The sequence below is a fragment of the Bradyrhizobium sp. WSM4873 genome (assembly GCF_055811355.1).
On sequence record NZ_JBVVPS010000028.1, the window covers coordinates 69,247 to 88,993 of the forward strand.

The following is a 19,747-nucleotide window of genomic DNA, read 5'->3' on the forward strand; positions in this document are numbered from 1 at the left end:
GATTTCACTCAAGCGCGAAACGCGCTACCCAAGCGGCCATGTCTACAACATCGATCCCCTCCACCCGGCCACGCGCGAAAGCCCGGGTGAGTTTGATGCGTTTCCGGGCCTGGCTGGTTGCCAGCGCCACCCGCCCCGAGGCGCGCCTCTGGCTGGTGATCCAGCTCGCCATCCTGCATGCGGTGCTCTGGACCTTCATCCTGATCAACCTCAAGGCCGCGCAAGACGTTCACATGGACGTCGCGGAAGCCTGGGGCTGGGGCCAGAAATTCCTCTGGGGCTATGGCAAGCACCCGCCCTTGTCGGGCTGGGTCGCCGGCCTCTGGTTCACAATGTTCCCGCCGACGGACTGGGCGACCTATGCGCTCGCGATGGCGACAGTCGGCACCGGTATGGTGATCTGCTGGCTCATCGCGTTGCGCGTGGTGGATGCGCGGCGCGCGTTCCTGGTCGTGGTGATGGTCGCGCTCTACCCGATCTTTAATTTCAAGGGCTTCAAGTACAATCCCGACCTGCTCCAGCTGGTCACCTTGCCGCTCCTCGTGCTCGCTTATCTCAATGCGTTCGAGAAGCGGAGCTGGCAATCCGGAGCCTTGCTCGGCCTTGCCGGCGCGCTGGCGCTGATGACCAAGTACTGGGTGCTGACCATGATCGGCGCCATCGGGCTTGCCGCGCTGATCCATCCGGAGCGATTGAAGTTCCTGTGGTCGCCGGCGCCGTGGATTGCGATCGCGACGATGGTGGTTGCGATGATCCCGCACATCGTCTGGCTGGCGGACGCGCATTTCGTGCCGCTGACCTATGCGGGCGACACCTACAGCCTCGAGGACAGCGGCCAGGTGCATCAGCTCGTGGCCGGCTATGCCCTGCATAATGTCGCGCTGCTGGCATTGCCGGTGGCGCTGGCCGCGCTGGCGATGGCGCTGGTGCCGCCCTGGTTCAGGCTGCTCCTGCATGCGCCCGCGCGCATCGTCACGCGGGCCTGGGCGCGCGGCGCGAATTCCAGCGTGAACCTTTCGCAGGCGCGCAACGTCTGGATCATCCAGATCATCGTCGCGGTCGGCCCCGCGCTCGGCGCGCTGGCCTTCAGCATTTACATGAAAACCGATTGGGGCATCTCGCTGTTCTTTCTGGTGCCGCTCGCGCTGGTCGCGATCCCGGCCTTGCGGGTGCAGAGTGCGGCGCTGTTCAACATTGTCGCGATCTGGCTGGTGCTCAGCGTCGCCACGCTCATTGCCTCGCCCTGGATCGCCGCGCGGGAGATGGCGGCCAATGCCGGCAACACGGCGACCTATGGCGCGCGCTCGGATCTCGCGCGCGAGCTGACGCAGGCCTGGCACGCGCGCTTCGCCTCGCGCTGGGCGGTCGTCGCCGGCACCATGGAGTCGATCCAGCCGATGGTGTTCTACAGCCCGGATCATCCGGCCGCGTTCACGCCGCTCGAAACCTGGGGGTCCGGGTTGATTTCGCCCGATGACGTCAAGAGATACGGCTTCATCGGCGTGTTCGATCCGGCCGACGGCCGCCTGCCGGCGTTCGAGAAATGGGTGTCCGAGGTTGCGCCGAATGCCGAGCGCATCGTGATGACGACGCGCCGTTTCACCCACGGCAAGGCCGGTCCGTCGATGAGCTGGAACATCTACATCGCGCCGCCGGGGAAGTGATCGAGGCGGCGCCGCCTAAATCCCTTCCTCGTTGAATTTGCTTTCAACGAGTTCGGTGATCGCCGCGAGCGCGGCTTCGGCATCATCGCCGGCAGCGGCGACCGTGATGGTGGTGCCGGGACCGGCGGCGAGCATCATCAGGCCCATGATTGAGGTGCCGCCGACGGTTTCGCCGCCGCGCGTCACCCAGACCTGCGCGCTGAAGCGCTCGACGGCCTGGACGAACTTCGCGGAGGCCCGCGCGTGCAGGCCGCGCTTGTTGATGATCAGGAGATCCTTGGAGATCGCGCCCGCGGGCACGCCCGTCCCGGCTTGCGGCGCTTCGTCGCTCATTTGCCGGCGAGGACGCGGCTGGCGATGGTGACGTATTTGCGGCCGGCTTCCTGGGCCATCGCGATCGCGTCGGGGAGCGGACGCTCCTCGCGCACCTTGGCCAGCTTCACCAGCATGGGAAGGTTGATCCCCGCGAGCACTTCGACCTTCGGCCGGCTCATGCAGGATATTGCCAGGTTGGATGGCGTGCCGCCGAACATGTCGGTGAGGATCGCGACGCCATCGCCGGAATCGACGCGGTTAACCGCCTCGATGATGTCGCTTCGACAGAGATCGGAATCATCTTCGGCGCCGATCGTGATCGCTTCGATTTGCTTTTGTGGGCCCATGACATGTTCAAGCGCTGCCTTGAATTCGTCGGCAAGGCGCCCGTGGGTCACAAGTACTAGACCAATCATCGGAAAACTCCTCGCGGGCGCTTTTGGTGCACCGCACGAACGCGCCACTTTGACCATCCAGAGCCCCCGCGCAAGAGGGGATGTTGCGTATCTCCCTGAATCTAGACGGATGGATAAGGGGAGCTGCGCCGGTCTATTCGGTCGCGAGTGTGGGGTTCATATGGTTACCATTTCCCTTCAAACAATCGCCGGAAGGGTTAACGGAAGATGAACTCTTGGTAGTGGTCAAGGCCGCGACAACCAGAGGGAGGGAAAAATAGTCGCGGCCCACAGGGATTCGCGGTATTGCGACACCTAAAATGGCTGTTTTCAGGGATTCGGCCGGCGGCAGCCGCTCCGCATCCGCCGCGTCCAGATCGACCACGAGGCCGACGGTCGCATGCTCCACAAAGTCGCAGCGGCGGATTCCCAGCCCCCGGATCTCGATCAGGCCGGCCAGGACCGGGGCGGGGCGGACCTCAATTTCGCGGCCGACTGTCGCCAGATGGACACGGTCATCACCGACCAGAACGGCCCTTTCGATCACGCCGCTACGTCCCGCCATGATCAAATCGAAGGCAAGGCGCGACTTGCCGGAGCCCGAGGGCCCGCGGATCAGCACCGCCAGATCTCCAACCTTGACCGCCGAGGCGTGAATGCTGGGGCCGCCTTCGTCCAAGCTGCCTTGGCTCATAGCGCCGGCAGCCTCACCACGAAGCGCGCGCCGACAACACTCGGCGCTCCGTCCTCGTCCGCCGGGCCGGGACGGTTCTCCGCCCAGATGCGTCCGCCATGCGCGTCGACGATCTGCTTGGAGATCGACAGACCGAGGCCGGAATTCTGGCCAAAGCCCTGATGAGGTCGGTCGGTGTAGAAGCGCTCGAAGATGCGCTCCAGCGCGTCGTCGCGGATTCCGGGGCCGTCGTCGTCGATCACGATCTCGATCTCTCCGCGCACGCGGCGGCAGGTGAGGCGCACCTTGTTGCCGGGCTCGGAGAAGGACTGTGCGTTGGAGAGCAGGTTGGAGACCACCTGTCCGAGCCGCGAATCGTGGCCGGTCACGGCGAAATTGTCGGTCGGGCTGCGGCCCTCGAAACGCATTTCGACCGCGACGTCATGGCCGAGCTTGGTTTCATTGGCGACGGAGACGAGCGTCGTCAGCAGGCGGCGCAAATCGACCGGGATCGCATCCTGGCGCTGCAGTTCGGCATCGAGACGGCTGGCATCGGAGATGTCCGAGATCAGCCGGTCGAGCCGCTTGACGTCATGCTCGATCACCTCGAGCAGGCGCGCGCGGCTGTTCTCGTTGCGCGCCAGCGGCAACGTCTCGACCGCGGAGCGCAAGGAGGTCAACGGGTTCTTCAATTCGTGCGCGACGTCGGCGGCGAACATCTCGATCGCTTCGATGCGGCTGTAGAGTGCACTGGTCATGTCGCGCAGCGCACCGGAGAGATGGCCGATCTCGTCGCGACGACGGGTGAAGTCGGGAATCTCGACCCGGGTCCTGATGCGGCGACGGATCAGCTCGGCGCTGTCGGCGAGCCGGCGGACCGGACCTGCGATCGTGCTGGCGAGCAGCAGCGACAGCATGATCATGACGGCGGCGGCGACGCCGCCCACTTTGAGGATGGCGAGGCGCTCGGCGGTGACCATCTGGTCGATGTCGTCGCCCTGCGTCGACAGCATCAGCGCGCCGTGGATGGCGCGCGAGCGCAGTACGGGGACCGCGACCGAGACGATCACCTCGCCGCGCGCATTGACCCGCACCATCGAGCGCTTCTGGCCCTGGAGCGCGTCGCCGACCTCCGCATAGCCATTGCCGTTCTCGGGGCCGAGCTCGCGATAGAGCGGCAGGTCGCCGCGATTGAGCCAGGTACGGACCGCGACCATGCCGCGTTCGACCATGCCCGGCTTCTCGGCGGAGACTGACGGCAGGGGGAAGCGCACCACGGTATCGAGGCTGCGGCTGTCGACCAGCAGGCTGCCGTTCGGGTCGTAGATGCGGGCGCGCGTCTTGGTCGGCGAGATCAGCGTGCGCAGCACCGGCGCCACGCGCTCCGGATTGATCGGAAAATCCAGCGGGGAATACTCGTCCGACCCGCCATAGGTCTCGCCCGGCTTGAGGTCGAGCAACCGGTCGGGGTCGATGGTGATGGCGTTGGTCTGCACCGTCGCGGAGGCCGCGATGGCGCCGGCGATGATCTCCGCCTGCACCAGCAGGCTCTGCGCGCGCGCGTCGATCAGGCCGGCGCGGAATTGCGACAGATAGAGGATGCTCGCCACCAGCGCGACCAGGCCGGCGAGGTTGAGCGAGACGATGCGGCGGGTCAGGCTCGAGAAGGACAGCGCGAAGAAGAACTGCCCGGCGCGCTTCAGCCAGTTCAGCGGACGCCAGCCCTGCACGGCCGGCTTGTCCTCGGCCAATTGATCCGGAGCGCCGTGGGCGCTGGCGTCCTCGGCGTTCTGGTTCTCGTCAGGCTGCGTTCGGTCAAGCAATGCTCACGCCCGCGTTAGGACAGCTCGTGCGAAGGTCCCCGCATCCTAGAGCCATCCCGGTGCCGATGGAATCAGAACCGGCGATGCTCTCGGTCTTTCGTGGAGGCGCGTGCGCCTCAGGCTTCCTTGAAGCGGTAGCCGACGCCGTAGAGCGTCTCGATCATCTCGAACTCGTTGTCGACCACCTTGAACTTCTTGCGCAGCCGCTTGATGTGGCTGTCGATGGTGCGGTCGTCGACATAGACCTGGTCGTCATAGGCGGCGTCCATCAGCGCGTTGCGGCTCTTCACCACGCCGGGCCGGGTCGCGAGCGCCTGCAGGATCAGGAATTCGGTGACGGTCAGCGTCACCGGCTCGTTCTTCCAGGTGCAGGTGTGCCGTTCAGGATCCATGCGCAGCAGGCCGCGGTCGAGCGCCTTGGCGTCGTTCTCCTTCGGCGTGACGGTCGGGTCCTTCGGCGCCGAACGGCGCAGCACCGCCTTGACGCGCTCGACCAGCAGGCGCTGCGAGAACGGTTTGCGGATGAAGTCGTCGGCGCCCATCTTGAGGCCGAACAGCTCGTCGATCTCTTCGTCCTTGGAGGTCAGGAAGATCACGGGCAGGTCGGATTTCTGCCGCAGCCGGCGCAAGGTCTCCATGCCGTCCATGCGCGGCATCTTGATGTCGAGGATGGCAAGATCGGGCTGGGTGGTGCGGAAACCGTCGAGCGCGGAGGCGCCGTCGGTATAGGTCATGATGCGATAGCCTTCGGCCTCCAGCGCGATCGAGACGGATGTGAGAATGTTGCGGTCGTCGTCGACCAAAGCGATTGTGGGCATGAGCCTCTGCTTTCTGCTTTCCGTTTGGGTCGTGGCTTGAAAACGGCGAGCAATCCACTGATGCGCCGCATACATGGGTGCCGATGTTGGCATTCGAACCTTGTCACCGAGCAATGCAAGCTAGGCTGAAGTGTGACCAAGTTCCACGAAACACGGCAGATTCGCCGCGTTCGACCCATAATCAGGCCCCGGTTTACCCGAAAAAAGGCCCTCCATGCAACCACCTGACCCGAGAAAGCCGATGCAACCGACCCCCGATTTCGACCCCGGAAAGCTCGCCAAATCGCTGCTGCGGCGGTCACGGCAGGGGGCCCTGGCGACATTGATGGCCGGCAGCGGCGATCCATATTGTTCCCTGGTCAATCTGGCCAGCCACCCGGATGGCTCTCCGATCCTGCTGATCTCGGGATTGGCCGTGCACACCAAAAACATCCTGGCCGACAGCCGGGTGTCCCTGATGCTGGACGAGCGGGCGGCGGGTGATCCGCTGGAGGGCGCCCGGATCATGCTGTCCGGCCATGCCGAGCCGGCCGATGCGGACAAGGATCTGCTCCGGCGACGGTACCTCAATGCCCATCCCTCCGCGGAGGCCTTTGTTTCGTTTAAGGATTTCTCCTTCTTCCGGATTCGGCCCACGGGAACCCATCTGGTCGCCGGCTTCGGCCGGATCGTCGACCTCAAGCCGGAGCAATTCCTGACCGACCTCACGGGGACTGAGGAATTGCTGGCGGCGGAGGAGGGGGCGGTCGAGCACATGAATGCCGACCACCGCGACGCCATGGGCCTCTATGCAACAAAGCTGCTCGGCGCTGCCCCAGGCGACTGGCGCTGCACCGGCTGCGATCCGGAGGGCCTCGACATGCAGGACGGCCAGACCGCCTTGCGGCTGGACTTCCCGGAGCGCGTGGCTGATGGCACCGCGCTGCGCAAGATGCTGGTTCGCCTCGCCGGCGAAGCGCGCACCAGGATGGACGAGAGCGCAACACATTGAACGCTGCTGCCCATCGCCGCGACCCAAGTTCGTTACCGGTCTGAAGGCGGCGGCGAGAGCGTCATGGCAGAATGGAAGAGACTGACGCTGGTTGCGGGTTTGGCGCTCGCGATCACCGCATCGCTAGTCACGCCTGGCGTTGCCCAAAAAGGTCTCGCCGCGGAGAGCGCGCGAATCAACGCACTGATGAGCGCCGGCAGATATTCGGAAGCACTGCCTTTGGCGCAAGGCATGGTCGCGAACCTGGAGAAGAGCGACACCGGTCGCGAGCTCGCCGCGGCGCTGAACAACCTCGGCCAGGTTCATGCCGGTCAGGGCCACGACGATCTGGCCGAGCCGCTCTACAAGCGCGCCATCATGCTGATGGAAAAGTCGCTCGGTCTCGAAACCCCGCTGATTGGAGCCGAACTGAGCAATCTCGCCGCGCTTTACCAGCGGCAGAGCCGCTACGCTGAGGCCGAGCCGCTGTTCAGGCGCGCGCTCGCCGTTCGCGAGAAGGGATTGTCGCGGGAGCATCCCGATGTCGGGCAGTCGCTCAATAATCTCGCCACGCTCTATGTGAAACAGCAGCACTATGCCGACGCGGAACCGTTGTTTCAGCGGGCGCTCGCGATCTATCAGAAGGCCGGCGGCCCCGAGCATCCGGCAGTGGCCACGGTCCTGAACAATCTCGGCCAAGTCTATCGCGATCTCAACCGCGATGCGGACGCGGAAGCGCCGATCAAGCGCTCGCTGGCGATCCGGGAGAAAGTGCTGGGACCGGATCATCCCGATGTTGCCCGCTCGCTGAACAATCTCGCCGGCCTCTACGAGCACCAGCAGCGCTACGGCGACGCCGAGCCGCTCTATCGCCGCGCGCTGGTCATCCGCGAAAATGCGCTCGGGCCCGATCATCCTGACGTCATGACCTCGACCAGCAATCTCGCTTATTTCCTCTACGTGGCCGGGCGCGCCGCGGACGCATTGCCGTTCGCGGAAAGGACACTTCGGGGCGATCGCGCCCAGTTGCGCGTCGTGTTGCCGGTCCTGTTCGCCGCACGGCAACAGGATCTGCTGGCCGGCGACAAGGCGCTGGACGAGGCCCTCGCCGCGATCCAGCGCGGCACGCAATCCTCCGCCGCATCCGCCGTGAACAAGCTCGCGGTTCGGCTTGCCGCCGGCAGCGACCGGCTCGCCGAGTTGGTGCGCCGGGACCAGGATCTCGCGGCTGAGTCCGAGGCGCTCGACAAGGCGATCGTCACCGCGGTCTCGAAGCAATCCGCGCAGCGCGATCTCGCAAGCGAGCAGCGCAGCCGCGCGCGGATTGCAACGATTACCAACGAGCGTGCGGGCTTGCAGAAGACGCTCGCGGTCGAGTTTCCCGACTACGCGTCGCTCTCCAATCCCCTGCCGTTGACGGCAAAGGACATTCAGCTGCTGCTGTCGGCCGACGAGGCGATGGTGCTCTACTCCGTCGTCGACAAGCAGAGCTATGTCATCGCGATCACGCGCGAGGGCGTCGACTGGAAGGCGATTCCACTCGGCGCGGATGCGCTGACGCAGAAGGTGACGGCATTCCGCAAGGGACTCGACGTCGGCAAAGCGCGCGATGCCTCCGGCAAATCCGGATTGTTCGATCTCGCGCTCGCCAACGAGCTCCATGTCGCGCTGCTCGGTCCGGTCGAGGCGTTGACAAAGGACAAGCGCAGCCTGCTGGTGGTGCCGTCGGCTGCGCTGACCGCATTGCCGTTTCATCTGCTCGTCACCGAGAAGCCGCAGGCTGCGATCCCGGACACGCTCGAAGGCTATCGCGGCGCTGCCTGGCTGCTGCGGCGTCAGGCCGTCTCGGTGCTGCCCTCGGTGGTCAGTCTGAAATCGCTGCGCGCCTTCGCGCGCCGGGACCAAAGCGTGAAGCCGATGACCGGCTTCGGCGATCCCGTGTTCAATCCTGCACTGGAAGGGCCCGCCGAGCGGCGCGCGGCGAACGGCAAGGTCGCCGCGCGCAGCATCGCGACCATCGCCTATAGTGATTTCTGGCGCGGTGCCGGCGTCGATCGCGCACGGCTTGCGCAGGCGCTGCCGCAACTGCCTGATACCGCCGATGAGTTGAACGCGGTGGCCAGGGATGTCGGGGCGGCCGAGACCGATATTCATCTCGGCCGGGACGCCAGCGAGACGACGCTCAAGCGTGCAGCGCTTGCTCAATACGGCATCATCTACTTTGCCACCCACGGCCTCGTTGCCGGCGACATCAAGGGACTGGGTGAGCCCTCGCTCGCGCTCTCCATTCCCGATCAGCCCACGGAGCTCGACGACGGTCTACTCACCGCAAGTGAAGTCGCTCAGCTCAAGCTCAATGCGGATTGGGTTGTGCTGTCGGCCTGCAACACCATCGCAGGCGACAAGCCCGGCGCCGAGGCCCTGTCGGGACTGGCGCGCTCGTTCTTCTACGCCGGTGCGCGCGCACTGCTGGTCTCGCATTGGGCCGTGGATTCGGAAGCTGCTACACGCCTGACCACGATGACTTTCGAGCTGCTCAAAAACGAACCAAAAATGGGGCGTGCCGAAGCCTTGCGCCGCGCAATGTTAACCTATGTTGACGACACCTCGTCTCCCCGCAACGCCTATCCTGCAATGTGGGGGCCGTTCGCGCTCATCGGCGAAGGCGCGGTAAGATAGGGTGGGCTTGGAAATTTCATCGAGACTGTATTCGGCGTTGTGCGACGCAATAACCTTGGGAAACGCCGAAACGCCTATTTGGTTGCGCGATCATTGTTGATTTTTTGATGCGCCTGCTCAGAGCTGACATGCGCGACGTTTGGCGCGGTCCTTGAATAAACCAAATCCTAAGGGATCAGCTTGGCAACGCCAGCGTTCATCAGTATTAGGTCGTTCCAACCGAGGCCGGACGGCCTGTAATCACGGTGACCGCGGCGGCGCCAAGCATGATCGCGCTGAGTGGGTTCTAGGAGGATTTTTCGTGCAAGAGACGGGCGTGCGCAACGGTGCCTTCGGCGCCGACAAATTCGGCTTAAAGAATCTCAAGCAGGTTCACTGGAACCTCGGTGCGCCGCAACTCTATCAATACTCGCTCTCCGCGGGCGAGGCGGTGCTGTCGGCTGATGGCGCGCTCTGCGCCGACACCGGCGAGTTTACCGGCCGCAGCCCCAAGGACAAATTCACGGTGCGTGACGCCACCACCGACAAGAAGATGTGGTGGGCCGGCAACCAGTCGATCACCGCAGAGCAGTTCGAGACGCTCTACCAGGACTTCCTCAAGCACGCCGAAGGCAAGTCGCTGTTCGCGCAGGACCTCTATGGCGGCGCCGATCCGGCTTATCGCATCAAGACCCGCGTCTTCACCGAGCTCGCGTGGCACTCGCTGTTCATCCGCACGCTGCTGATTCGTCCCGAGGCGATCGAGCTCTCGGCGTTCGTGCCCGAGCTCACCATCATCGACATGCCGAGCTTCCGCGCCGATCCGAAGCGCCATGGCTGCAAGTCGGAGAACGTCGTCGCGATTGATTTCGCCCGCAAGATCGTGCTGATCGCCGGCTCCTACTATGCCGGCGAGATGAAGAAGTCGGTCTTCACCACGCTGAACTACTATCTGCCCGAGCGCGGCGTGATGCCGATGCATTGCTCGGCCAATGTCGGCGCCAAGGGCGATGCCGCGATCTTCTTCGGCCTGTCCGGCACCGGCAAGACCACGCTGTCAGCCGATCCGAACCGTACTCTGATCGGCGATGACGAGCACGGCTGGGGCCCGAACGGCATCTTCAATTTCGAAGGCGGCTGCTATGCCAAGTGCATCAAGCTGTCGCAGGAAGCCGAGCCCGAGATCTACGCCGCCTCGACCCGCTTCGGCGCGGTGCTCGAGAATTGCGTGCTGGACGAAGACACCCGCGTGGTCGATTTCGACGACGGCTCCAAGACCGAGAATACGCGCTCGGCCTATCCGCTCGAATTCATCCCGAACGCCTCGCGCACCGGCCGCGCCCCGCAGCCCAAGAACGTGGTGATGCTCGCCGCCGACGCCTTTGGCGTGCTGCCGCCGATCGCCAAGCTTTCGCCGGCGCAGGCGATGTATCACTTCCTCTCGGGCTACACCGCCAAGGTCGCGGGCACCGAGCGTGGTCTCGGCAATGAGCCGCAGCCGGAATTCTCGACCTGCTTCGGCTCGCCCTTCCTGCCGCTCGACCCCTCCGTCTACGGCAACATGCTGCGCGACCTGATCGCCCAGCACAATGTCGACTGCTGGCTGGTCAACACCGGGTGGACCGGCGGCAAGTACGGCACCGGCTCGCGCATGCCGATCAAGGTGACGCGCGCGCTGCTCACCGCTGCGCTCGACGGCTCGCTTCGCAACGTCGAATTCCGCACCGATAAATATTTCGGTTTCGCGGTCCCGACCGCGCTGCCGGGCGTGCCGAGCGAGATACTCAACCCGGTCAACACCTGGAAGGACAAGGACGAGTTCGACAAGACCGCCCGCGCGCTGGTCGGCATGTTCCAGAAGAACTTTGCCAAGTTCGAAGCCCAGGTCGACGCCGAAGTGCGCGCGGCCGCGCCGGACGTGAAGCTCGCGGCGGAGTAGTTTCTCTCTGGCTGGAATGTAAAGGGGCGGCCGCGAGGCCGCCCTTTTTGTCTTTCTTTGTCCCCTTGCGGGAGAGGGGAAGAGTCCGCTCACGCCTTGAAATACGCGACCTGCGTGGTCGTCGCGAGCAGCCTTCCGTTCGGCGACCACAGCTCGGCGTTCTGGTCGGCGTAGCTCTTGTGCATGATCTTTGAATCTGCGGTCGCCAGCACGCGCGTGATGTCCTCGGCCGCGAGCTCTTCGGCGTCCGTGTGAAAATACGTCGTCAGCGACACCGTGCCGAACGGCACCAGCTCGCGCCGCGCGTGAAAGATGCGGCCGAAGAAGGCGTCCGACATCGACATCAGCGACGGCAAGTCCAGCTTGCGCGGCGTGCGATCACTGATCCAGAGCTTTGAGTAAGTGCTGGCGAGCTCGGGCTTGGGCGGGCCGATCCGCATCTCGCCCTCGACGAAGCGGAATTCATACTGGTTGGCCCAGGACGCCGCGATCTTCGGGAACGGCATCGTCTCGTCGAACGGCTTTGCGTCGGGATATTGCGCCACCCTGTGCTCCCAGGACGGCCGGCGCTCGGCGAACACCGCGGTGGCGAGCGTTGCGACCTCGCCGCCGCCTTGCGACAGTTCGACGCTCCAGTGCTGGCTGGAGCGGTTGGCCTTCACCAGCCGCAAATCCAGATCGAACGGCCCCTTCGCGATCGGTGCGCAATAATTGACGGTGAGCGCCAGCGGATCGCCGGCACGTTCCGGATGCTCGATCAGCGCACGCAGGATCGTCGCGGCCGTGATGCCGCCGAACGGGCCGACAAAGGCCCAATAGTCGTCGCTGGTGTGTCCCTGCCAGCTCGAGTCGCCGGCGGTGACGCGAGTGGCGTCGTCGAAAGGGTGCGGGAGCTTGGCGTGCATTGTTTGATCCGGCGTTCAATGACGGACGTCATATCACGTCCGTCGCCGGCTTGTGCAATTACCTCGGGAGTAACCGATTTCACGCCACGGAAATTCAGCCCGCGACGTCGCGCAAGGTCGGCAGCAACGGCGTGGTCGGATTCACCGGCACGTTCCAGATCTCCTCGGCGTATTCGCGAATGGTGCGGTCGGAGGAGAACCACGCCATGCGCGCGACGTTGAGGATCGAGGCGCGGGTCCAGGCCGGCGCCACCTGCCAGCGCGCATCGACGCTGCGCTGCGCCTCGTAATAGGAATCGAAATCGGCGCTGACCATGTAATGGTCGAGATAGCGCAGCGCGTGCGCGATGGATTCGAAGCGGCCGGGATCGCCGGGCGAGAATTCGCCGGCGCCGATCGCGTTGATGGCGCGCTGGAGCTTCGGCGAATTGCGGATCACGTCGGAAGCGTCCAGCCCCTGCTTGCGCCGGATCATGACGTCGCCGGCTTCCATGCCGAAGATCGCGATGTTCTCCGCGCCGACGTGATCGCGGATCTCGATGTTGGCGCCGTCGAGCGTGCCGATGGTGAGGGCGCCGTTGAGCGACAGCTTCATGTTGCCGGTGCCAGAGGCTTCCATGCCGGCCGTCGAGATCTGCTCGGAGAGGTCGGCCGCGGGAATGATCACTTCGGCAAGGCTGACATTGTAGTCGGGCAGGAAGACGACCTTGAGCTTGCCGCCGATCGCGGGATCGTTGTTGACGACTTCCGCGACGTCGTTGATCAGCTTGATGATCAGCTTGGCGTAGCGGTAGCTCGCCGCCGCCTTGCCCGCAAAGATCTTCACCCGCGGCACCCAGTTGCCGTTGGGATCGTCCTTGATCGCCTGGTACAGCGCGACGGTCTCGATGACGTTGAGAAGCTGGCGCTTGTATTCGTGGATGCGCTTGATCTGCACGTCGAACAGCGCGCTCGGATCGACCTTGATACCGAGCCGCTCGCCGATCAGGCGCGCCAGCGCCGTCTTGTTGTGAAGCTTGACCGCGCGGAACCTCTTCTGGAATTCGACGTCGCTGGCGCGGGCTTCGATCAGGCTGAGCTGCGTCGGATCATCGAGCACGGCGTCGCCGCAGGTCTCGCGCAACAGATCGGTCAGTTTCGGGTTCGCCAGCATCAGCCAGCGGCGGAAGGTGATGCCGTTGGTCTTGTTGGTGATGCGGCCGGGGTAGAGATGGTTGAGGTCGTGGAACACGGTCTCGCGCATCAGGTCCGAATGCATCGCGGAGACGCCGTTGATGCGGTGCGAGCCGACGAAGGCGAGCTGGCCCATGCGCACGCGCCGCCCGCTCCTCTCGTCGATCAGCGAGACCGAGGCGCGGAAGTCGATGTCGCCGGGGGCGCGCGCTTCCGCGAGCGCGAGATGCTGCACGTTGATGCGGTAGATGATCTCGAGATGACGCGGCAACAGCCGTTCGAACAGTTCGACCGGCCAGGTCTCCAGCGCCTCGGGCAGCAGCGTGTGGTTGGTGTAGGACAGCGTGGCGACCGTGATCTTCCAGGCCTCGTCCCAGCGGAAATTGTGGTCGTCGATCAGGATCCGCATCAACTCGGTGACGGCAAGACTCGGATGCGTGTCGTTGAGCTGCACCGCGACCTTGCTCGACAGGCTGCGGAGCTGGCCGTCGGATGCAAGATGCCGCTTGATCAGATCCTGCAGCGAAGCCGAGACGAAGAAATATTCCTGGCGCAGGCGCAGCTCGCGGCCGGCCGGGCTCTCGTCGTTCGGGTACAGGAATTTGCAGATCGCTTCCGCGCGCGACTGCTCGGCGCTGGCGCTGACATAGTCGCCGGTGTTGAAGGCGTCGAGCTTCAACGGATCGGGCGAGCGCGCCGACCACAGCCGCAGCGCGTTGACATGCTGGCCGCGCCAGCCGACGATCGGCGTGTCATAGGCCATCGCCTGCACGGTCTCGGACGGATGCCAGATCGCGCGATCGCGGCCCTTGTCTTCGACATGCTCGACACCGCCGCCGAAGCGAATGTCGTAGATCACTTCGGGGCGCTGCAATTCCCAGGGATTGCCGAAGCCGAGCCATTCGTCCGGATATTCCTGCTGCCAACCCTGATTGATGATCTGGCGGAAAAGGCCGTAATCATAACGGATGCCGTAGCCGATCGCGGGGATCGACAGCGTCGCCATGCTTTCCATGAAGCAGGCGGCGAGCCGTCCGAGGCCGCCATTGCCGAGCGCGGCGTCCGGCTCGCATTTGCGCAGCTCAGGCAAGGAAACGCCGAGATCGCCGAGCGCGACCTCGAAGATCTTGAGCAGCCCCATATTGTTCAGGGCGTCGCTGAAGAGGCGGCCGATCAGGAATTCGAGCGAGAGATAATAGACGCGCTTGCGCCCCGCATCGTAGCTGTGTTTCTCGGCCGTGAGCCAGCGATGCACGATGCGGTCGCGCAGCGCCAGCGCCGCGGCCTGGTACCAATCGTGCTTGGTCGCCATGCCAGCATCCTTGCCGATGGCAAGGCGCAGCTTCGCCAGGATCGCGCCCTTGATCTCAGCCAGCGCGAGTTCGTCGATGGGCTGGTTGGCGGCGGGGAAATTGGGCTGGAACGATGAATCTTGCAAAGTCGTCACTTCCTGGTCGCGAGAACACTACTGACCCTACGCATCTTGCCTCTGTACCGGAACCATTGCTGGTGCGACCGTGCACTGCGATGGCGTAAAATTATGCAAGGAACGGGCCGATTTGGGAACCCGGACGCATACGGGGAAACGTGGATTTGGTGCTAGAATGGCGGCCAATTCAGCCATCAGTGTGGAGGAGACGTCCATGAAAGCTCTGATGACACCTGTGATGCGACGGCTGATCGAAATTGCCGCGGCCACCTTCCTCGTCGTCTGCATTACCGCCTCCAGCGCCGCCTTCGCCGCCGGCAAGATGGGCCGTAGCGCCGACGGCCTGAGCTGCGCCGTCTCGCTCCCGCAAAACGCAACGCCCGCCACCCGCTGCGCCGCCATCAAGCGCCAATGCGGCGGCAAGTTTTACGCGAGCGCGTGTGGGGACAGGTTGATGTCGGCGATGTGAGGACGATCGCGCGCTACAAAAACGGTGTCGTCCCGGCGAAGGCTCCCACTCAAATGTCGTCCTGGCGAAAGCCAGGACCCATTACCCCGACTTTCAGAGGAGGCCCGACCGGTCATTCCAGTCGGGATTCTCCTCCTCGATCAGCTTGATCTTCCAATCCCGCTTCCAGAACTTCAATTGCTTCTCGCGCGCGATCGCCTCTTGCGGTGTAGCGAACGTTTCAACGTGCACAAGGCGGAAGATCTTGTACTTTTGCACGAACTTGGAGCCTCGACCCGACCGGTGTAATTCAAGCCGTGCGCGGATTTGACTAGTCACGCCGATGTAGATCGTGCCGTGGTGACGGCTTGCGAGAATATAGACGTAGTAGCTGCCTGCGCTCATAGGTGTGCTCAACTTCGCCAAGGCAACGCTGACCGGGGTAATGGGTCCTGGCTTTCGCCGGGACGACACTCTCCAACAATCGCACCAGCATCAGAACAAATTAAGAACACTTTAGCAAGTCTTTGATATATCATTGTGATTCGGCGTGTTGCCGACACAATATCTAGCGTCTGCCAGACTTCGCGAGGACTACATGTCCACCATTGCCTTCGATCAATTTGCCCTCACCAGGATCGCCGATTTCGCGCGCTCGCTGTCGCGGCTGCATCAGGCGGCGCGGCGCTACGCGGTCGACGACGACCAGTTCGACCGCGAGTTCAACGCGGTGTGCCAGTCGATCTGGGGCTACACCATCGACGACGTCAGCGACGATCTGTTCTCGGCCGAGGACCATCTGTTCCTCGACACGTTGGACGAGGCGCATGCGCGCATCTTCGCCGCAGAGCAGGGTTATGACCTCGTCGACGATCAGGGCATGCTCACCGACTGGTGGGGTTTTTGCTGGATGATCCTGGCCGAGAAGCGCGGCCTGCTCACGGCAGACAACCGCGCCGCCGCGCGCGCGGCGATCGAGGAGAAATATCTAGCTGCGCCGAACGTGATCGGCGTGATCATCGGGCGGTGACGGTCTCAACCCTCATCCTGAGTAGCTTGCGCAGCAAGCGTCTCGAAGCATGAAGGCCGATCTGCTCGAGGCGGGCCTTCATGGTTCGAGACGCGCGTTCCGCGCTCCTCACCATGAGGATTTCAATCCAGCCCCGCCCGCTTCGCCGGCTTCTGCGTCTTCGGCACCGTCACGTCGGGCAGCGTCTCGCGCACGATCTCCGCGGCGGGGCCATCCGCCGCCACCGTGTCGGCGCGCACCGGCGCCACCTTCATCTCGCCGAGCCGTGCGCGGACCTGCGCGGTGAGACCGGGATAGGAGGCGACCGGGGTGAAGTCCGCGGCCTGGTCGTTGCCGACGCGGATGCCGGTATAGGCGACGAGACCGTCGCTGGTGGCGATCACGTCGCCGGGCTTCAGCGAGGAGTCCAGCGCCAGATCGACCGGCGCGAGGCCGACCGGCTCGCGGCCGTTGCAGGTGCAATCAGCGCGCAGCGCCTTGCGATAGGCGAACGCATTCTCGCTATCGGCATAGCGCTCGCCGGTCTGCGACGCTGCGCCGTCGATCGAGGAGCCGAAATAGATCTTGGTCGCGCTCGCAGGACAGAAGGCCTGACACATCTGCGCGGGCGAGGTGAGACCGCGCATCAGCGGGAAATATTTGCCGTCGCAGCTGCGCACGCAGAACGCCGGGCCCGAGCCGCCGGCCGCGGCCGAACGCGTCGGCGGCACGTATTGCGGGGACGCGGCATTCTGCTGGCCGGTGAAGGGGTCGGCGTAGGAGCTCGCCTGCTGCGGCACCTCACGCTGCGGCCGCTGCTGCTGCATTCCGCCGAAGAAGAAGTCGAACAAGCCTTCGGCCGAAACCGGGGCCGGAGCCGCAAGCAGCGGTGCTGCCAGTGTGGCAACTACGAGCATCGCGCGACGCCGCCGGCGCGCATGGGACATGACTGTACGCAAACGCTTACTCCACCCGATGCTACCCAACCGGCCGGGACCATCAGGTCTCAGCACATGATTCACCATAAGGCGGGATGGTAAATGAGCGGTTGAGGGCCTTTTACCTCGCCCCGCGTGCGGGGAGAGGTCGGATTGCATCGAAGATGCAATTCGGGTGAGGGGGTACAGGCCTCACGGCTATCTCATCCGTGGAGAGAGGCCCCTCACCCCAACCCTCTCAGCGCGAGCGAAGCTCGTCGCGACCCCGTAAGAACGGGGCGAGGGGGAAGAAAGCGCTCAAGCCTTCAAGAACTCCGACGCCTTGTACAGCGAGCGGAATGGAAGCCCGGCCGCGCCAAAGGTGTCGTCGGCACCTTCTTCGCGGTCGACCATGGTCAGCACCAGCACCACTTCAGCGCCGGTCTCGCGCACCGCTTCCACCGCCTTCATGGCCGAGCCGCCGGTGGTGGTGACGTCCTCGACGATCACGACGCGCTTGCCCTCCAGCGTCTCGCCCCTGGGCAGCCCCTCGATCGCGAGCTTCGCGCCATGCTCCTTCGGCTTCTTGCGCACGAAGAAGGCCGCGATCGGATGGCCCTTGATCCAGGAGATCTGCGCCAGCGCGCCGGCCAGCGGCACCGCGCCCATCTCGAGCCCGCCGATGAAATCGAGCTTGTCGTCCTTCAGCGCCTCATAGGTCAGCTCGGCGAGCAGCGTCGCACCCTCCGGGTCCAACATGGTCGGCTTGAGGTTGAAGTAGAAGTCGCTCTTGCGGCCCGACGCGAGCGTCACCTCCCCGCGGCCGAAGGAGCGCCGGCGGATGATCTCGAACAGGCGGGCGCGGGAGGCTGATTTAGACACGGCGGGCCCTCGGGAGCGTTTTTGGAAGTGGCGGAATTTATCCGCGACGGCCCCGACATTCCAGAGGGGGCTTCCCTCGTCAACAGGGATCGGCCATCCCGGCCCGCCGGTTGTGGTGGTGCAACGTTCTGGAGTAGGTGGAGGCCGGATATCCCCGGGAAGGAAAACGCGAAAAATGACCATCGAGCTGCACACCTGGAACACGCCGAATGGCCGCAAGATCTCGGTCGCGCTGGAGGAGATGGGGCTGCCCTACAAGGTGATCCCGGTGAACATCAGCAAGGGCGAACAGATGTCGCCGGAGTTCCTGAAGCTCTCCCCCAACAACAAGATCCCCGCGATTCTCGACCCGGATGGCCCGGACGGCAAGCCCGTCAGCATCTTCGAGTCGGGTGCGATCCTGCTGTATCTCGGCGAAAAGACCGGCAAATTCCTGCCGAAACCGCTTTCGGGCCGCATCCCCGTCTATGAATGGCTGATGTGGCAGATGGGCGGTTTCGGGCCGATGCCGGGCCAGGTGCACCATTTCATCGCGCTCGAGAACGAGCAGGACCGCGCCTACGGCCTCAAGCGCTACATGGCGGAGACGCGGCGGCTCTACGGCGTCCTCGACCGCCGGCTGGAGGCCCGCGATTTCGTCGCCGGCGAGCTCTCGGTTGCCGATTTTGCCATCCTGGGCTGGGCCTGGCGTCACCCTCGCCACAAGGTTGACCTGGCCGACTTTCCCCACGTCAAGCGCTGGTACGAGGCCCTGATGGCGCGCCCGGCGGTGAAGCGGGGCATGGAGGCGAAGCTGGATTGAGCTTCTCCCTCTCCCCGTTCTTACGGGGAGAGGGTTGGGGTGAGGGGCCTCTCTCCGCGGATGAGATGGCCGTGAGACCTGTACCCCCTCGCCCGGATCGCAAGAGCGATCCGACCTCTCCCCGCAGGCGGGGAGAGGTGAAAAAGCCCTCACACCTTCCGTGCCTCGACCGCCATCCGTGCCGCGAGCCCGGCCAGCACCGTGCCCATCAGCCAGCGCTGGACCACCATCCAGCTTGGCCGGCTTGCGAGGAACAGCGCGATCGACCCTGCCGCCAGCGCGATCATGGCATTCACGCTGACACTGATCGCGATCTGGATTGCGCCGAGCACCACAGACTGCGCCAGCACGCTGCCGGCATTGGGATCGATGAACTGCGGCAGCAGCGCGAGGTAGAGCATCGCGATCTTCGGGTTGAGCAGATTGGTGACGAAGCCCATTGCGAACAATTTGCGCGGGCTGTCGATCGCAAGCTGCTTCACCTGGAACGGCGAGCGCCCGCCCGGCTTCACCGCCTGCAAGGCCAGCCACAACAGATAACCGGCGCCGGCAAAGCGCAGCGCGTCATAGGCAAAGGGAATGGCGAGCAGCAGCGCCGTGATGCCGAACGCCGCGCACAGCATGTAGAACACGAAGCCGAGCGCCACGCCGCCGAGCGAGACGATGCCCGCCGCCGGCCCTTGCGTGATCGAACGCGAGATCAGGTAGATCATGTTCGGCCCGGGCGTGAGTACGAGACCGAGGCAGACGAGGGCGAAGCCGAGCAGGGCGGAGATGTGGGGCATGGCTGAACCGGCACGGGAGATGGCACGATTCTAGTATGCGAGGCCTCGCCGTGCCATCGCACAATTGCACGGAGGACAATTTGATTCGCCGCCGCGCGCTCGCTGCGCTCCCTCGCCCCGTTCGGGAGAGGGTTGGGGTGAG

General features: G+C 64.4%; 18 protein-coding genes. 7 read left to right on the forward strand and 11 right to left on the reverse strand.

Going from position 1 to position 19,747, the window contains the following annotated elements; genetic code table 11:
* Positions 1-38 precede the first annotated feature (38 nt).
* Positions 39-1,664 (forward strand): glycosyltransferase family 39 protein, encoded by a 1,626-nt coding sequence (locus tag AC0L21_RS29210; protein ID WP_473265107.1) that lies wholly within the window; start codon positions 39-41, stop codon positions 1,662-1,664.
* A gap of 15 nt (positions 1,665-1,679) precedes the next feature.
* Here the strand turns inward: AC0L21_RS29210 and AC0L21_RS29215 are convergent, their stop codons facing one another.
* The 5 genes from AC0L21_RS29215 to AC0L21_RS29235 all read right to left on the reverse strand — a co-directional run bounded on the left by AC0L21_RS29215 (position 1,680) and on the right by AC0L21_RS29235 (position 5,688).
* Complete coding sequence (locus tag AC0L21_RS29215) at positions 1,680-1,997, reverse strand: HPr family phosphocarrier protein (protein ID WP_007604995.1); 318 nt, start codon at positions 1,995-1,997, stop codon at positions 1,680-1,682.
* Positions 1,994-2,395 carry a PTS sugar transporter subunit IIA gene (locus AC0L21_RS29220; RefSeq protein WP_007597752.1) on the reverse strand — a complete coding sequence of 134 codons (402 nt, stop codon included), beginning with the start codon at positions 2,393-2,395 and terminating at the stop codon, positions 1,994-1,996. The genes AC0L21_RS29215 and AC0L21_RS29220 overlap by 4 nt, the downstream gene beginning before the upstream one ends.
* A 133-nt stretch (positions 2,396-2,528) precedes the next feature.
* On the reverse strand, positions 2,529-3,053 hold the full coding sequence (locus AC0L21_RS29225; protein ID WP_473265126.1) for an HPr kinase/phosphorylase: 525 nt from the start codon (positions 3,051-3,053) through the stop codon (positions 2,529-2,531).
* 11 nt (positions 3,054-3,064) lie between these two features.
* The gene (locus tag AC0L21_RS29230) at positions 3,065-4,870 is read right to left on the reverse strand and encodes a stimulus-sensing domain-containing protein (RefSeq protein WP_473265108.1); all 1,806 of its coding nucleotides are present in this window, start codon (positions 4,868-4,870) and stop codon (positions 3,065-3,067) included.
* 116 nt (positions 4,871-4,986) lie between these two features.
* Positions 4,987-5,688, reverse strand: a complete 702-nt coding sequence (locus AC0L21_RS29235; RefSeq protein WP_007597749.1) for a response regulator transcription factor — start codon at positions 5,686-5,688, stop codon at positions 4,987-4,989.
* 241 nt (positions 5,689-5,929) lie between these two features.
* On the opposite strand from AC0L21_RS29235, the gene AC0L21_RS29240 reads away from it, so the two are divergent.
* The 3 genes from AC0L21_RS29240 to AC0L21_RS29250 all read left to right on the forward strand — a co-directional run bounded on the left by AC0L21_RS29240 (position 5,930) and on the right by AC0L21_RS29250 (position 11,255).
* Positions 5,930-6,679, forward strand: coding sequence for a HugZ family pyridoxamine 5'-phosphate oxidase (locus AC0L21_RS29240; RefSeq protein WP_473265109.1), 750 nt, complete (start codon positions 5,930-5,932; stop codon positions 6,677-6,679).
* A 63-nt stretch (positions 6,680-6,742) separates the two neighbouring features.
* On the forward strand, positions 6,743-9,337 hold the full coding sequence (locus AC0L21_RS29245; protein ID WP_473265110.1) for a CHAT domain-containing protein: 2,595 nt from the start codon (positions 6,743-6,745) through the stop codon (positions 9,335-9,337).
* A 301-nt stretch (positions 9,338-9,638) separates the two neighbouring features.
* Entirely contained in the window at positions 9,639-11,255 is a 1,617-nt protein-coding gene (locus AC0L21_RS29250; protein ID WP_473265111.1) for a phosphoenolpyruvate carboxykinase, read from the forward strand.
* Between the two features lie 89 nt (positions 11,256-11,344).
* Here AC0L21_RS29250 and AC0L21_RS29255 read toward each other — a convergent pair whose 3' ends face one another.
* Positions 11,345-12,160, reverse strand: coding sequence for an acyl-CoA thioesterase (locus AC0L21_RS29255; protein ID WP_473265112.1), 816 nt, complete (start codon positions 12,158-12,160; stop codon positions 11,345-11,347).
* 94 nt (positions 12,161-12,254) lie between these two features.
* Positions 12,255-14,771, reverse strand: coding sequence for a glycogen/starch/alpha-glucan phosphorylase (locus tag AC0L21_RS29260; RefSeq protein WP_473265113.1), 2,517 nt, complete (start codon positions 14,769-14,771; stop codon positions 12,255-12,257).
* 205 nt (positions 14,772-14,976) lie between these two features.
* On the opposite strand from AC0L21_RS29260, the gene AC0L21_RS29265 reads away from it, so the two are divergent.
* Positions 14,977-15,231: a hypothetical protein gene (locus tag AC0L21_RS29265; RefSeq protein WP_473265114.1), complete on the forward strand. Its 255-nt coding sequence runs from the start codon at positions 14,977-14,979 to the stop codon at positions 15,229-15,231.
* Between the two features lie 93 nt (positions 15,232-15,324).
* Here AC0L21_RS29265 and AC0L21_RS29270 read toward each other — a convergent pair whose 3' ends face one another.
* Positions 15,325-15,615, reverse strand: a complete 291-nt coding sequence (locus AC0L21_RS29270; RefSeq protein ID WP_473265115.1) for a GIY-YIG nuclease family protein — start codon at positions 15,613-15,615, stop codon at positions 15,325-15,327.
* 193 nt (positions 15,616-15,808) lie between these two features.
* Between AC0L21_RS29270 and AC0L21_RS29275 the strand changes: the two genes are divergently transcribed.
* Positions 15,809-16,240, forward strand: coding sequence for a hypothetical protein (locus AC0L21_RS29275; protein WP_027514353.1), 432 nt, complete (start codon positions 15,809-15,811; stop codon positions 16,238-16,240).
* A 122-nt stretch (positions 16,241-16,362) separates the two neighbouring features.
* Here the strand turns inward: AC0L21_RS29275 and AC0L21_RS29280 are convergent, their stop codons facing one another.
* Entirely contained in the window at positions 16,363-17,136 is a 774-nt protein-coding gene (locus tag AC0L21_RS29280) for a DUF2865 domain-containing protein (protein ID WP_473265116.1), read from the reverse strand.
* A 318-nt stretch (positions 17,137-17,454) separates the two neighbouring features.
* Positions 17,455-18,018, reverse strand: a complete 564-nt coding sequence (gene pyrE / locus AC0L21_RS29285; protein WP_473265117.1) for an orotate phosphoribosyltransferase — start codon at positions 18,016-18,018, stop codon at positions 17,455-17,457.
* A 175-nt stretch (positions 18,019-18,193) separates the two neighbouring features.
* Here pyrE and AC0L21_RS29290 point away from each other — a divergent pair, with 175 nt between their 5' ends.
* Entirely contained in the window at positions 18,194-18,820 is a 627-nt protein-coding gene (locus tag AC0L21_RS29290) for a glutathione S-transferase family protein (RefSeq protein WP_473265118.1), read from the forward strand.
* A 149-nt stretch (positions 18,821-18,969) separates the two neighbouring features.
* Here the strand turns inward: AC0L21_RS29290 and AC0L21_RS29295 are convergent, their stop codons facing one another.
* A complete protein-coding gene (locus AC0L21_RS29295) occupies positions 18,970-19,605 on the reverse strand; it encodes a LysE family translocator (protein WP_473265119.1) in 636 nt (211 codons plus the stop codon).
* Between the last annotated feature and the right edge of the window lie 142 nt (positions 19,606-19,747).